The organism is Pantoea sp. PvP021 (assembly GCF_054056055.1).
The window spans coordinates 91,351-105,085 of record NZ_JBSRXX010000002.1 but is presented as its reverse complement, the minus strand read 5'-3'; the positions used below and the strand labels follow the sequence as shown (position 1 = coordinate 105,085).

The window sequence follows — 13,735 nt, the reverse complement described above, 5'->3', positions numbered from 1 at the left end:
TCAGCTCCCGCGATAGGTGGAATATCCGTACTGGCTCAGCAGCAACGGAATGTGATAGGTGGTCGTGGTATTGGTGATATGGAACTCCACCGGGATTTCGGGGAAGAAACTCTGCTGTTGATGTGCCGCAAAATAGTGACCGGTTTTAAAAATCACCCGATAGTCTCCCGCCTCAAAGGGCTTTGCTGGCCAAAGGGCATCAATCCGACCCTGCTGATTAGTATTGGCGGTATTCAGTACTTCCCAGCTTTCTCCCTGTTTCTGCTCAAGCATTACCTCAACCTCTGAGGCCGGCAGCCCGGTCTGCTGGTTCAGCACGTGAACGCTCAGCGGATTTTTACTGGCCGCGAAGGTGACCGCGGGAACGGCAAGCAGCGTAGTGAGGGCCAGGGCAGTGAGACTCTTTTTCATTTTTTAATACTCCGGTGTTAATCACCCCGCTGTTATACCTGTACGGTTGTTCGTTCTGCCTGTCAGAAAGATGACCATATTGTCATCTGTCGCTGAAACACTGGGGCGGTCATAAATTTCATGGCAAACTGCGCCGATGAAACTATTACTGATTGAAGATAACCAGAAGGCGAGCGCCTGGGTGCGTAAGGGGCTGGAAGAAGCGGGCTATATCGTGGATTACGCCGCAGACGGCCGGGATGGCCTGCATCTGGGGCTGTCACATCCCTACAGCCTGGTGATACTGGATATTATGCTGCCGGGGATGGATGGGTGGCAGGTGCTGAAAACCCTGCGTACCGCCAGTCAGATTCCGGTAATTTGCCTGACTGCCAGAGACTCGGTGGATGATCGGGTGAAAGGGCTGGAACTGGGGGCCAATGATTACCTGGTTAAGCCGTTCTCTTTTGCGGAGTTGCTGGCTCGGGTAAGAAATCAGCTCCGGCAGCAGCAGCCGCACAGTAGCGTACTACGGGTGGGCGATCTGGTGCTGGACTCAGCGCGCTTTCAGGTTCTGCGTGACGGTGTCACTCTTGCACTGACGCGCAAAGAGTTCATGCTGTTATGGCTGCTCGCCAGCCGTCACGGTGAGATTCTGCCGCGGACGCTGCTGGCCAGCGAAATATGGGGCGTTAATTTCGACAGTGAAACCAATATCGTCGATGTTGCTATCCGCCGCCTGCGCCGTAAAGTCGACGACCCCTTTCCTAAAAAGCTCATCACTACGGTAAGGGGCATGGGATATTGCCTGTCAGAAAAAGGAGGCGAGGGTGACTAGCCCTTCTCTGACGCTGCGGCTGACGGCAATTTTTACGCTGATCATGGCGATGGCCTGTGGCGGCATCAGCCTGATTCTGTATAAAGCGTTACGCAGTGAACTGATCTGGCGGGACGATCAAACGCTGATTAATCGGGCGGCGCAGTTAAGACAACTGCTTGAAGATGGTGCCCATCCCAGCTCGCTGCCGCTCTACTTCAATCGGATGGTCGATATCCATCAGGACATTCTCAGCATCCGCTCGCAGCATGAGCAAAACGTCAGTATTAATCATACCGGGATAACGTTGCCCGCGATCTCGCCCACGCCGGTCAGTACGCCACCCAGTGAGAAACAGCTGCACCGCTGGATCAATGCGGATAAGACGGAAGCGTCGGCGCTAAGCCTGCAGGCAAACTCCTCGCTCGGGCCGGTAACTATTACGCTTGCCCGGGTCGCGCGGGAGCGAGCACTGATGCTGGAGCGTTATCGCCAGCAAAGCATTCTGGTTTCACTGGCGGCCATATTGCTGTGCGCCGCAGTCAGTCCGCTGTTGATTCGCAGAGGGCTAAGGGCGATCGGCCGGTTAAGTAAGATCGTGGCAGAAACGGCCAGTGACCGGTTAAATCAGCCCGTGCCGCTTCAGGCTATCCCGCAGGAGCTGCTACCGATTGGCAATGCGCTTAACGCTATGCGTCAGCGCTTATCCACGGACTTTATCCGTCTGACCCAATTTGCCGACGATCTGGCCCACGAAATCCGCACGCCCATTAATGTGTTACTGGGCCAGAATCAGGTCGCGCTGGGTCATGAACGCTCAGCCGCTGAATATCAGACGCTGCTCGAAGGCAACATTGAAGAGCTGGAGAGTCTGTCACGTCTCACTGAAAACATTCTCTTCCTGGCTCGCGCCACGCACCACAATATCAGACTCAATAAACAGGACTTCCTGCTGCAGGACGCGCTGGAAGCGCTGATCGACTTTCTTGAACCGGTTGCGGAAGAGCAGGAGAAGGCCATTGAGCTGAGCGCCGCAGGCAGCCTCACCGCAGATAAAATGCTGTTCCAGCGTGCGATTAGTAACCTGCTGATCAACGCCATTCGTTATTCGCCAGAAAAAGGGACGATTCAGGTCAGTACCTGTCATCACGCTGACTACGTAGAGATTGAAGTGTCGAACGCGGGCGAAGCGCTGGAGGAGCCTGAAAAATTATTTGAACGCTTCTGGCGGGGCGATAACGTCCGTCATACGGCCGGAAGCGGGCTGGGACTGTCGCTGGTGCGCGCAATCGCCGCTTTACATGGCGGAAGTGCTTACTACCGGCATGAGAACGGGCACACTATCTTTGGCCTGCGCCTGCCCCGAAAGTGAGCGTCTGTAAGAAAAACCTCATCCGTGCTGCTTTAATGAAAGCAGAAGGGGATGGAAGCGATCTGCGGAAGTCATAAAGTCAGACACAGCCACCCCCTTGCCAGTTACACGCTACCTAACCGGCACGGTGGTCAGGTAGCGTCAATTACCAGAATATCCCTTGTCACTTTCTCGGGTAAATCCCGGCACCACTGAGCATACTGGTGACATCCTGCGGGCCCCAGGTTCGCTGGAGTCTGCAGCGGCACATGACGGAGAAGTGTTTAAAGGCTGGCCCCTTCAACCAGCACAAACGTCCCGTGCGCAGCCCCTGCACGCAACAGCCTGGCAGCCTGATACGCAGGGCTTTCATAAAAACCTTTGGCTTCGGCAAAAGATTCGAACTCAAATACCACATGCCGTTCATGCGCCTCTCCCTCCAGATTTTCATACTGCCCTGACCAGGCAACGATCTTCGGATTAAACGCCTGCATGGCTTCGCCTGCAGCTCTGGCATAGTCAGCGTATGCGACAGGGTCCGATACGGTCACGTGAGCGATTAAATAACCTTTGTTCATTTCTCTTTTCCTTCCTGACAGGGGGGTGAAATCCAGCGTAAGGCAGCGCGACTGGCGTTAACCAAATCCGGAATGGGGGCTAAGTTTTCAAATCTTCCTTCGGGTCAACGGATTGAGTGGTGAGTAACAACCTTTTCACTGAGTGCTTCCCGATACCCTGAGCAATGTTTGCCGCGAACCAACAGTGCTCTGAATGATGCGGGGATCTGAACCAGTGCTTATGTACACAAACCTGCATGGCAGTTCGCAACGGCGTTGAGCCTTTCAGAAAGACGGTTCACCTTCATAACGTTCAGATCGCGTTCTGTAATATCCGCGGTGTGAAAGCAGTCTATTACCCATTAATATGGTGATAAATAACGTAAGAAATAACGCACTGTTACTCTGAAGGGGAACAATGAATGAAAAACCTTGAGGCGCTGATTATTTTTGCACGCGTGGCGGAAATGAAGAGTTTTACTCAGGCAGCTGAAAGCCTGGGTATTCAGAAAGGACGCGCCTCATTAGTGGTGCGCGAACTCGAAAGGGAGACAGGCGCCACGCTTCTGCATCGCACCACGCGAACAGTGCAGTTAACGGAAGATGGACGGGCTTTTTACTCACGCGCCCGCGATCTGTTATCGGAAGCCGAAGAATTACAGTCCATGTTCTCTCACGAGGGGATGTCATTGCGGGGCAGAATACGCGTTGATATGCCTGCCGTGCTGGCACAATGCGTGGTGATCCCCGCGCTGCCTCAGTTGCTGGAGGCACACCCTGAACTGGAGATCGAGCTTTCAAGTACCGATCGGCGCGTTGATTTAGTTCATGAAGGGTTTGATTGTGTCATCCGTCTGGGGCCAATCGTTGATGACACGCTTATTGCTCGCCCGCTGGGGAAACTACGCATGATTAATGCCGCCAGTCCGGGCTATCTGGCGCGCTTTGGGATACCGCAGACGATTGATGACCTTCTCAGTCAGGGACACCAGATGGTCCATTACCAGCGGAGCTTTGGTTCGAAGCCAGATGGCTGGGAGTATCCGGCGGATGACGGCTATCAATTGCTGATGTTACCCGGCGCCATAAGGGTAAATAGCGTACCGGCCTATCATGAGGCGGGACTGGCCGGGCTGGGCTTGATTCAGGGCGGTTACTCCACGCTGGCGCCCTATATTGAGCGCGGTGCGCTGGTTGAAGTCCTTACCGATCTGTGTCCTGAGCCGCTCAGTGCCTCTTTTGTTGTCGCGCACCGACGAAATCTGTCGCGGCGTGTCAGAGCCTTTATGCACTGGACCGAAGAAATTTTAAAACCTTATTTTGACTGATAGCACAGTGATTCTTACGCCAGATAAAAGTACACCAACAGGGTATGTGGCGAACCAAACCAGAAGTACAAATTTAATCACCGCTATGCTAATATTTCCGCGCTTATTAAGGCGTCCTGCCATGCGTAGAATTTTTGGGAACGCAGTATGATCGATAAATATCAAATTCATCATGACGTCGATGTGCTGCTTTTCATACGCCACATCTGCAAACTCGTTTATACGGGACTTATTTTGCTGCTGCTTATTCCTCATATTGCCAGTGCCGAAATAAAAGATGGCAAAGCCAATGATATCGTCAGTGGTATTATCAGCTTCACCCAGTGGACGGGCTTAAAACAACCGCCTCAATTATGTATTTTTTCTTCAGCCCGGCATCTCTCCTTGCCGGACAATGCCTCCTCTGCGGCAGCCACATTCACCGTTGTTTATCTTGCCAGCGCAGGCGACCTGCCGTCGCACAGATGCGACGCCGTCTATTTCGGCGATCAGACGTCACAACAGCAGGTGGACCTGATTCAGCAGTTTAAGGGCAGAGCCGTCCTTACCCTCGCGGAGAACAATGCGGATTGCACGCGGGGCGCCGCGTTTTGCCTGATTTTTCATCCGGGCCACACGCTTTTTTCCGTTAACCTTGATTCGCTTGCCAGAAGCGGTGTCAGGGTGAGTCCGGACGTGCTTTTGCTGTCCCGCGAGAGAAGCGAATAAAATGAAATTCGATAAATTAAGAAATGACAAATCATCGATACGCAATAAACTGCGAAAAATAAGCACCATCAACGCTGCGGTGATATTACTGTTGTGCTGGCTGTTGCTCTCTTCGACGTCGCTGCTATTCATTAAAAATTACGAGAAGCGAAACCTTGAATTAATCGGCGCAACCCTCAGCACCACGCTAACCGCTGCGACCGTTTTTTCCGACAGTTACGATGCGCACAATAAAATTGCACGGCTCGGCAATGAAGGGATGTACGCATCTGCGAAACTGGTCACTAAAGATCACATTGTTCTGGTCAACTGGCATGCTCAGCAGGAGCAGACGGGCTGGTATTCGCGGTTATTACGTGAGTGGATTTATCTTAAACCGCTTAACGTCAGTATCATTCACTCTGACGTTGCTGTCGGTACATTAACGCTGGAAGGCACCGTGACCGGCGCGGTGAGTTTCATTCGATACTCCTTCATGATTCTGACCAGCGGTATGCTATGTGTACTGATTATCTCCCTTTTGCTGAGTGAATTTCTGCATCGGGGTATGCTCGCTACACTGCGCAACATTACCAGCTCGATTCACTATGTGATTCATTCCGGTGATTTTTCCTTGCGTATACCGGAGAGCACGACGAGTGAGTTTCAGCTATTTTCAGATGATCTGAATTCGTTGCTGAGGGAAATGCAATCGCTAAAGGCTTCGCTTATCCGAGATAATCGCTCGCTGGCAGCCAAAGCGCTGGAGGACCCGTTAACCGGTCTTGCAAACCGCAGCGCGTTTGCTGCTCACCTTTCCCGGCTTCTCGACCAGCAATATGCTGAGGAGCGTTTTGCCTTACTGTTTCTTGATGGCGATCGCTTTAAAAGTATCAATGATAACTGGGGCCATGCCGCCGGGGATGAGGTATTAAAAGCGATAGCAGCACGCCTGCTATCACTGGCATCTGAACAGGATCTAGTCGCCCGTTTAGGTGGGGATGAATTTGCCATGCTGGTGAGCAGTCAGGTCAGTGAGGAGCAATTACAGCAACTCATGCAGGACATCCATGACCTCATCATGGAAAAAATCATCCTTGCAGAAGGTACGCCGATAAATACCTCGGTTACCATTGGCTACGCCTGGTCACAACACGGCGATACGGTTGAGTCTATTCTCGAACGCGCTGACATGAATATGTACAAAAATAAGCGAACAAATAAGGCTTAAAGATGAAAAAAAATATTTCCCTGATGCTGCTTATTTTGGCGCTGGTCGGTTGTCAGTCTAAAGAACGTTTTAGTGAGGCGCAGATCGCAGCGATGAAGCGTGCGGGATTCACTCAAAATAGGGAAGGCTGGGGATTAGGCTTATCAGATAAGATCCTGTTTGGTGTAAACGAATCAGAACTTACACCCTCCAGCAAAAGTAACATTCAGGGGATGGCAAAAAACCTGGCGTCGACCGGTATTAAACATGTGCGAATTGACGGGCACACCGATAATTACGGCAAACCAGATTATAACCAACAGCTGTCGCTAAAAAGAGCTAACGCAGTCGCGGCACAGTGGTCGGAAGGGGCTGCTATACCGCGTGAAAATATTATCACACGTGGATTAGGTATGAGTGCACCGGTTACCAGTAACAATAGTGCGCAGGGACGCGCGCAGAATCGGCGTGTGGCAATTGTGATTACTGCGCCGTGATAATGAGTTAACAGTGAGCAGTGCTGCGCGCTCAGGCCGGTATGACTCAATGTCCTGCCTGGCGGCTTTATTCGGTTACCGATGATGCGTGAAGAGCCGCTGGAAAAGGTGAAACGGAGGGGAAAATGCACGGCGGAACCCGCCGTGCAGCGTTGCTATCAGCGATAAAACGCCGGTCTTGCTGGCATAGTGACCGGCACAATCTCACCGGAAGTCTGGGCCGCGACGCAGGCATCAGCGGCCACCGCGGCGGCGTAACCATCCCATGCTGAGGGACCGGTCATCTCACCGCTGATGACGTTGTTGATAAATGCCTGCAACTCCACGTCATACGCATCGATAAAACGCTTTTTCCAGTCAGTCAGAATGGTGGTGGAGAGCTTAGCCGCGCTGCGTAGCTGCACAGAGACCGGCTCCGGCAGACGAGCAATGCCGCTTTCACCCACCACTTCACACTGAATATCGTAACCATATTCACAGTTCACGAAGATTTCGACATCAATGCGCGCCCCTTTGGTCGTCTCAAGCAGCACGATTTGCGGATCGCGAAGATGTGACGACGCCTTACGGGTTTTACGCGGGAAGATTACCTGCACGCTGGCATAATCATCATCCAGCAGCCAGCGCAGCACATCGAGTTCGTGGATCAGCGTGTCGGTGATCGCCATGTCGGTGGTGTAGCTGTCGCCCACTTCCGGGTTACGGTGCGCACAGTGCAGCATCAAAGGCTCGCCAATTTCGCCGCTGTCGATCACCGCTTTTAGTGCACGATAGCCGCTGTCATAAGGGCGCATAAACCCGACCTGCACCAGCTGACGTCCTGCCTTAATTTCTGCTTCCACAATGTTCATGCAGCCCTGCGCGGTGACCGCCAGCGGTTTTTCGCAGAACACCGCTTTACCCGCCTCAATGCAGGCCAGCACAAAGGCTTCATGCGTCGGGCCCCAGGAGGTGACCAGCACCGCATTGACCTGCGGATCGTTAATCAGATCGATAGCATTGTCATAAATACGCGCTTCCGGCGTCAGCTCATTGACGATTTGCTGGCAGTTTTCACGGTTGATATCGTTAAGCGCCACCACGCGCGCATTCTGTAACACGGTGCTGCAACGGCGGATGTGTTCGCGACCGATTGCGCCGGTGCCGATGACGCCAATATTAATAGTCATGATAATTCCTTAAGCTGAGTGGTTTAACAGCTGGATGCTGTCGCGAATTTCGCGGGCAATGTCCGCTTCCTGCCAGCTGTTCATCACTGAGGAGAACGGCTCAAAGGCGTAAAGGCCGGTGTAACCCATTTTCTCCAGTCGCTCGACCTGCTGCTTGCTGCGCAAGCGGTCGTCCGCGCTGAGCATGATGCGTTCTTCGTCGGTTAGCTGATTAACCGGGCGCGGGTCGGTGACGCCGGAAAGGTGAACCAGACCGATCTGCTGAATATCGATCTCCTGTTCGAAAGTCTGTTCCGCATCTTCAAACAGATGATGATGGAAGGTATCGATCAGCAATCTGAATGGCACACCCGCTTCATGGATCAGCGTCTGAGCCTGAGTTGCTGAACGCAGCGAGCTTTGCGGGAAGCCCAGCGGTTCCACCAGCCCCTGAATACCTGCCTCAGCGAACAGCGGGGCCAGGGTTTTCAGCGCGCTTACGGTGTCGGCAGCGCTGATCGGCGTGCCGTCATTAAGCGGGCAGAGCACCAGCGATTCAGCGCCGACCGCCTGCGCATCACTTAACAGCTGGCGGGTGCGTTGCAGCACCTCTTCATTCAGCTGATTAAAGGGATAGAGCGCATTAATGGTGACAATCCGGATGCCTGACTCACGCGCCAGAGCTTTTACCTTGTCGCCGGTGAGATCGTCGGTGACGCGGCCACTGGGCATATCATTACGCAGTTCGACATTATGGATACCGAGCTGGCTGACCAGTTTAAAAAACTGCGGAAGGGTGAGGCTGGGCGCAATTTTACGGTTGATGCAAAAGCGCGCGTTGGGAATATTCAGGCTCATAACAATTTCCTTGAATGTAGGGGTACAGTGTTAATAGCAATCGGGTAGTCAGCGTAATGACGCGGGCCGTGAGTTTTTCAATACGGACGTTTCAGGCACTATTTTTTGCCGTTGCCGTTATAAAGCGCATAGAAATAGTGCTCGACCTGCTCAAGACTTCTTCCCCGGGTCTCGGGAATAAACTTCACAACAAAAACAGAACCGCCGATGCCGATAGCCGCGAATATAAAGAAGGCTCCGGCCAGACCAAATGCGGCTAATAACAGCGGGAAGGCCATGGAGATGGCGAAGTTGGCGATCCACAGTGAGAAGACAGCGCCACCCATACAGATGCCACGCATCCGGGCGGGGAAGATTTCCGACAGCAGCAGCCAGGTAACGGGTGACAATGCGCCCTGCTGGAAGCAGAGAAACATCAGCATCCCCGCCAGCACCAGATAAGCCCGCAGCAGGTTGACCGTGCCGTTGAGGTATTCCGGCATCAACCAGCAGACCAGCCCGATAAAGAACAGGCAGCAGGTGCAGCCCATCTGTCCGATTAACACCAGCGGACGGCGTCCCACTTTGCCGATTAGCCAGATACCCGCCAGCGTCATCACCACGGAGATCACGCCATTGGCGATGGTGGCGAACAGCGCGGCATCGTTGCTCAGTCCGGCGGCGGTCAGCATGGTGGGGGCGTAATACATAATGGTATTCACCCCGGTCAGCTGCTGGATGGCGGCAATACCCACGCCCAGCAGGAAGATTTTCATCAGCCAGGGTGTGGCGAGATCGCGCAGGCGGCCTTTGCCACGCTGACGGTTCTCTTCGATGGTTTCCTCAATCTCTTCCAGTTCCCACTCGACATCTTCGGCGGCACGGGTTTTTTCCAGGACCTCACGCGCTGCCTGACTGCGGCCTTTCATTACGTGCCAGCGCGGGGTTTCAGGCATAAAAATCATGCCGATCCAGAGCAGAACAGCGGGGACAATCGACAGCGCCAGCATCCAGCGCCAGGTATTTTCGCCGCCCCAGATATCGTTAAAGGTGGCGTTGGAGATGTACGCCAGCAGCTGACCGCTGACGATCATCAGCTCCTGCAGGGTGACCAGCTGGCCACGTTTATTGGCGGGGGCGATTTCTGCGATGTAGACCGGCACGGTCGCGGCAGCACCCCCCACGGCAAAGCCCAGGAACAGGCGAGAAGCGATCATCCAGGTGACATCAGGCGCCAGCGCCGAGCCGACAGCGCCAAAAGCGAAGATAAGCGCCAGCGCAATGATAATGCGTCGTCTGCCGAGGCCATCCGCCAGATGACCGGCTGCCAGCGCGCCGAAGGCTGCACCAAACAGCAGGGAGCTGGTGACCAGCCCGGTAGTAAATGGGGTGAGATGCAGATCGCCGCGCATAAACAGCAACGCGCCTGAGACCACTCCGGTGTCATAACCAAACAGCAATCCACCCAGGGTGGCGACCAGCGCAATAATCTTCACAAAAGGCTCGGTGCGGGTGGTGCTATTTGGACCGGATGCCGGGTTCGACGAGATATAAAGTTCTTTTTCCATGAATACTCCTGGTAATAACGGCAAAGACAAAACGTCAGAACATGAAGAAGACATCACCCTACTGATATTTTTATTTCGGGTTAAATTATATTTGAAACTTAGTTTTCATTATGTGAGCTCAACCCTTCCGCCATTTTTATTTTGATGGGATTCCATCAGGGCGAAAATAAAAACATTAAATTTAAGCGGGTTATAGGGAAGGTTGATAAATTACCGGCGGTTCAGGCAGGGCAGAACAGGGGGAAATCAGCGTGTAGAAAGATTAAATGATCGCGGTCAGGATGAAACATCCCAACCGCGATAAACAGATAGAAGAACGGGTTAGCGGATTTCCAGGGCGGTGAGCGCCGATAACAGCGCATCGACCTTAGGCAGGAACTGTTTACGGCGCGGCCACACCACGCTCAGCGTCAGCCCCTCGGGCTGCAACTGCGGCAAAATTATCGCCAGGTCGCCCCGTTTCACGGCATGCTGAATCAGCCACGAGGGCATTTGTGCCACACCCAGCCCGGCGATGACAGCCTGCAGCTGGGCATCGACGTCGCCCAGTGCCAGCCGGTATGGCACCTCGCGCCAGTGCGGCTGACCATCTTCGGTGGTGAACAGCCAGGGTTTGGTGCTGCCATCTACACGCTCATAAAGGATGGCGCGGTGGTTCAGCAGCGCCGCCTCATCTTCAGGTCGTCCTTCACGTGCCAGATAAGCGGGTGAGGCACAGAACTGCATCTGCTCGCGGCCCATATTACGCCAGCCAAGCGAAGCAGGCAGGTCGGGCGCGCCGCCGATCCGTACCGCCACATCCACGCCCTCTTCAAACAGGTCAACAAAGCGGTCAGAGAAACTCAGGCTCAGAGCCAGTTCCGGGTGTTGCTGACAAAAGGGCATCAGCAGCGGCATCACATTGAGGCGGCCATAGGTGGTGGGCACTGCCAGGCGCAGGCGACCGGAAGGAATCGTTCGCTGTGCCGCCAGCACCGCTTCGGCTTCGGCCAGATCCTCCAGAATGCGCAGGCAGGTCTGGTAATAGGCGCTGCCCGCGTCGGTGAGGTGCAGGCTCCGTGTGGTGCGCTCCAGCAGTCGCGAGCCTAATCGTGTCTCCAGGCGGCTGACGCTTTTACTGATCGCCGATCCGGTTACGTGCAGACGCTCCGCAGCGGCGGTAAAACTGCCACACTCTACGCTGGCAACAAACGGCAGAATATCTTTGAGGCGATGATCGTGCATCGATTAATGAACTCAGGTTGAGAATGCTGTGAATAAATACCAGAGATAAGAACTGAATTCTCTATTAGGCTTAGCATTACGCAAAACGAGGAGAAATCAAATGAAAAAGCATGCTTTGATTGTGGGCATCAGTGGCGTTATTGGTCGCGGACTGGCAGATAAATTACAGAAAGAAGGCTGGCAGGTCAGCGGTCTGTCACGCGGACGTGGCGCGGTACCTGAAGGTGTCACCAGCCTGACGGCCGATCTGACCGATGCGGATGCCGTCCGGGACGCGCTGAAAACAGTGAAACCGGATGCGCTGTTCTTTAGCGTCTGGGCGCGTCAGGAAAATGAAAAAGAGAATATCCGCGTTAACGGCGGCATGGTGCGAAATGTGATTGAAGCACTCGGCGACCGCTTACAGGGTTCGCACGTGGCGCTGGTAACCGGACTGAAGCACTACCTGGGTCCGTTTGAAGCTTACGGCAAAGGCGCTGTGCCAGTCACGCCGTTCCGTGAAGAGCAGGGCCGTCAGCCGGTCGATAACTTCTACTACGCGCAGGAAGATGAAGTGTTCGCTGGTGCAGAGAAGTTTGACTACCGCTGGAGTGTGCATCGCCCGCACACCATCATCGGTTATGCCGTGGGCAATGCGATGAATATGGGTCAGACACTGGCGGTCTACGCAACGCTGTGTAAAGAGAAAGGCTGGCCGTTTATCTTCCCTGGCTCACCTGAGCAGTGGAACGGTGTCGTTGATATGACCGATGCGGGCCTGCTGGCTGAGCAGCTGCACTGGGCGGCGACCTCACCTAATGCCGCTAATCAGGATTTCAATGCGGTAAACGGCGATGTGTTCCGCTGGAACTGGATGTGGCCAAAACTGGCTGACTATTTCGGCATTGAAGCAGCGGAATACCCGGCGCAGATGATGCCGCTGGAAGATCGCATGCAGGAAGCCGCCAGTGCATGGCAGGCGATTGCAGAGCAGCATCAGTTGCGTGAATCGGATGTCAACAGACTGGCTTCCTGGTGGCATACCGATGCCGACCTGGGACGTCCGATGGAAGCCTTTACCGATATGAGTAAGAGCCGTAAAGCGGGCTTCACCGGCTATCGCAGCACGCTCGACTCCTTTACTCAGCTGTTTGATAAGCTGAAAGCAGAAAAAGTGATCCCGCAATAACCCAGCAGGCGCCGCATCAGGCGCCTGTTTTGTTTCTGACTGATAACTATACTCTGGCACTCAATCAGTAAATGGAGGATTGGATCCTATGGCGACATGTTTCATTATCGGCGCAGCGGGCAAAGTGGGCCAAAAGCTGACTCGTCAGCTGAGCAGTAAAGGCCATACAGTGACGGCGCTGCACCGCAAACCGGAGCAGGCAGAGACGCTGCAGTCCGCAGGTGCTAAACCGGTGGCTGGCGATATTCAGCAGCTGAGCGTGACGGCACTGGCAGATCTGATGACCGGTCACGATGTGGCTGTCTTCACGGCGGGTGCGGGCGGTGCCGGGATCGAGCTGACCAATGCCATTGACGGAGAAGGGCTGAAGCTGGCGGTTGCCGCAGCAGAACAGGCGGGGGTATCACGCTTTATGCTGGTTTCCGCTTTCCCGGATGCGGGCCGCGGTAAAACTCCCTCAGAGGGATTTGAGAATTACATGCGGGTGAAGCGTCTGGCAGATGTGGAGCTGGTAGCGAGTAAGCTGGAGTGGGTAATCCTGCGACCGGGTACGCTGACCGATGAAGCCGGTACCGGTCGGGTTCATGCCGATCTGGCGATTCCGTATGGTGAGATCCCGCGCGAAGATGTGGCGGCGACACTGGTCGGCCTGATTGAAAATCCGGCAATTAAGTATCAGATCATCGAACTCACCAAAGGTGATGTGCAGATTGATGTGGCGTTGCAGCGGTTGCAGCGGGGCTAAAAAACCGCCTCAAAAAGTTGGAAACTCAACTTAATCAGACGCAGTTCAGGGAAGAGTCCAGGCTCTTTTCCTGTATTACAGTTTACGGTAGTCAGACATTACCCGGAATAAGAGGGATGGCTACCGTAAAACTGCTGCCCGTTATGGCGTTGGCGCAAGGTTGTTGGTCGCCGAATCTCTGCTCATTATTAATTAGCCTGTTAAACCC

The 13,735-nt window shown here is 54.0% G+C and carries 14 protein-coding genes; 8 read left to right on the top strand and 6 right to left on the bottom strand.

The features are described 5' to 3' along the window. The gene (gene uraH, locus ACVKSX_RS09570; protein WP_033760291.1) at positions 1 to 411 is read right to left on the bottom strand and encodes a hydroxyisourate hydrolase; all 411 of its coding nucleotides are present in this window, start codon (positions 409 to 411) and stop codon (positions 1 to 3) included. A 136-nt stretch (positions 412 to 547) separates the two neighbouring features. Between uraH and hprR the strand changes: the two genes are divergently transcribed. Together hprR and ACVKSX_RS09560 are read left to right on the top strand one after the other, a co-directional pair. Continuing rightward, on the top strand, positions 548 to 1,228 hold the full coding sequence (hprR, locus tag ACVKSX_RS09565) for a response regulator transcription factor HprR (RefSeq protein WP_022624753.1): 681 nt from the start codon (positions 548 to 550) through the stop codon (positions 1,226 to 1,228). After that, on the top strand, positions 1,221 to 2,579 hold the full coding sequence (locus ACVKSX_RS09560; protein ID WP_354438764.1) for a heavy metal sensor histidine kinase: 1,359 nt from the start codon (positions 1,221 to 1,223) through the stop codon (positions 2,577 to 2,579). The genes hprR and ACVKSX_RS09560 overlap by 8 nt, the downstream gene beginning before the upstream one ends. Before the next feature lie 263 nt (positions 2,580 to 2,842). Here ACVKSX_RS09560 and ACVKSX_RS09555 read toward each other — a convergent pair whose 3' ends face one another. Further along, positions 2,843 to 3,136, bottom strand: a complete 294-nt coding sequence (locus tag ACVKSX_RS09555; RefSeq protein WP_010670299.1) for a DUF1330 domain-containing protein — start codon at positions 3,134 to 3,136, stop codon at positions 2,843 to 2,845. A 401-nt stretch (positions 3,137 to 3,537) separates the two neighbouring features. On the opposite strand from ACVKSX_RS09555, the gene ACVKSX_RS09550 reads away from it, so the two are divergent. The 4 genes from ACVKSX_RS09550 to ACVKSX_RS09535 all read left to right on the top strand — a co-directional run bounded on the left by ACVKSX_RS09550 (position 3,538) and on the right by ACVKSX_RS09535 (position 6,837). Further along, entirely contained in the window at positions 3,538 to 4,443 is a 906-nt protein-coding gene (locus tag ACVKSX_RS09550) for a LysR family transcriptional regulator (protein ID WP_354438766.1), read from the top strand. A 147-nt stretch (positions 4,444 to 4,590) separates the two neighbouring features. Then, a complete protein-coding gene (locus ACVKSX_RS09545; RefSeq protein WP_010670301.1) occupies positions 4,591 to 5,151 on the top strand; it encodes a YfiR family protein in 561 nt (186 codons plus the stop codon). Position 5,152: 1 nt separating this feature from the next. Further along, positions 5,153 to 6,361 carry a diguanylate cyclase domain-containing protein gene (locus ACVKSX_RS09540; protein ID WP_060679096.1) on the top strand — a complete coding sequence of 403 codons (1,209 nt, stop codon included), beginning with the start codon at positions 5,153 to 5,155 and terminating at the stop codon, positions 6,359 to 6,361. A gap of 2 nt (positions 6,362 to 6,363) precedes the next feature. Then, positions 6,364 to 6,837, top strand: coding sequence for an OmpA family protein (locus ACVKSX_RS09535; protein WP_157353035.1), 474 nt, complete (start codon positions 6,364 to 6,366; stop codon positions 6,835 to 6,837). Positions 6,838 to 6,995: 158 nt separating this feature from the next. Here ACVKSX_RS09535 and ACVKSX_RS09530 read toward each other — a convergent pair whose 3' ends face one another. The 4 genes from ACVKSX_RS09530 to ACVKSX_RS09515 all read right to left on the bottom strand — a co-directional run bounded on the left by ACVKSX_RS09530 (position 6,996) and on the right by ACVKSX_RS09515 (position 11,614). Next, entirely contained in the window at positions 6,996 to 8,006 is a 1,011-nt protein-coding gene (locus ACVKSX_RS09530; protein WP_010670304.1) for a Gfo/Idh/MocA family protein, read from the bottom strand. A 9-nt stretch (positions 8,007 to 8,015) separates the two neighbouring features. After that, entirely contained in the window at positions 8,016 to 8,843 is an 828-nt protein-coding gene (locus ACVKSX_RS09525; RefSeq protein ID WP_274603525.1) for a TIM barrel protein, read from the bottom strand. A 98-nt stretch (positions 8,844 to 8,941) separates the two neighbouring features. Continuing rightward, positions 8,942 to 10,390 (bottom strand): sugar porter family MFS transporter, encoded by a 1,449-nt coding sequence (locus ACVKSX_RS09520; RefSeq protein WP_010670306.1) that lies wholly within the window; start codon positions 10,388 to 10,390, stop codon positions 8,942 to 8,944. Positions 10,391 to 10,711: 321 nt separating this feature from the next. Then, positions 10,712 to 11,614 carry a LysR family transcriptional regulator gene (locus ACVKSX_RS09515; protein WP_337030001.1) on the bottom strand — a complete coding sequence of 301 codons (903 nt, stop codon included), beginning with the start codon at positions 11,612 to 11,614 and terminating at the stop codon, positions 10,712 to 10,714. Between the two features lie 100 nt (positions 11,615 to 11,714). Here ACVKSX_RS09515 and ACVKSX_RS09510 point away from each other — a divergent pair, with 100 nt between their 5' ends. Both ACVKSX_RS09510 and ACVKSX_RS09505 read left to right on the top strand, forming a co-directional pair. Then, positions 11,715 to 12,782, top strand: a complete 1,068-nt coding sequence (locus ACVKSX_RS09510) for an SDR family oxidoreductase (protein WP_158132293.1) — start codon at positions 11,715 to 11,717, stop codon at positions 12,780 to 12,782. Between the two features lie 88 nt (positions 12,783 to 12,870). Further along, on the top strand, positions 12,871 to 13,527 hold the full coding sequence (locus tag ACVKSX_RS09505) for an SDR family oxidoreductase (protein WP_122889351.1): 657 nt from the start codon (positions 12,871 to 12,873) through the stop codon (positions 13,525 to 13,527). Positions 13,528 to 13,735 lie beyond the last annotated feature (208 nt).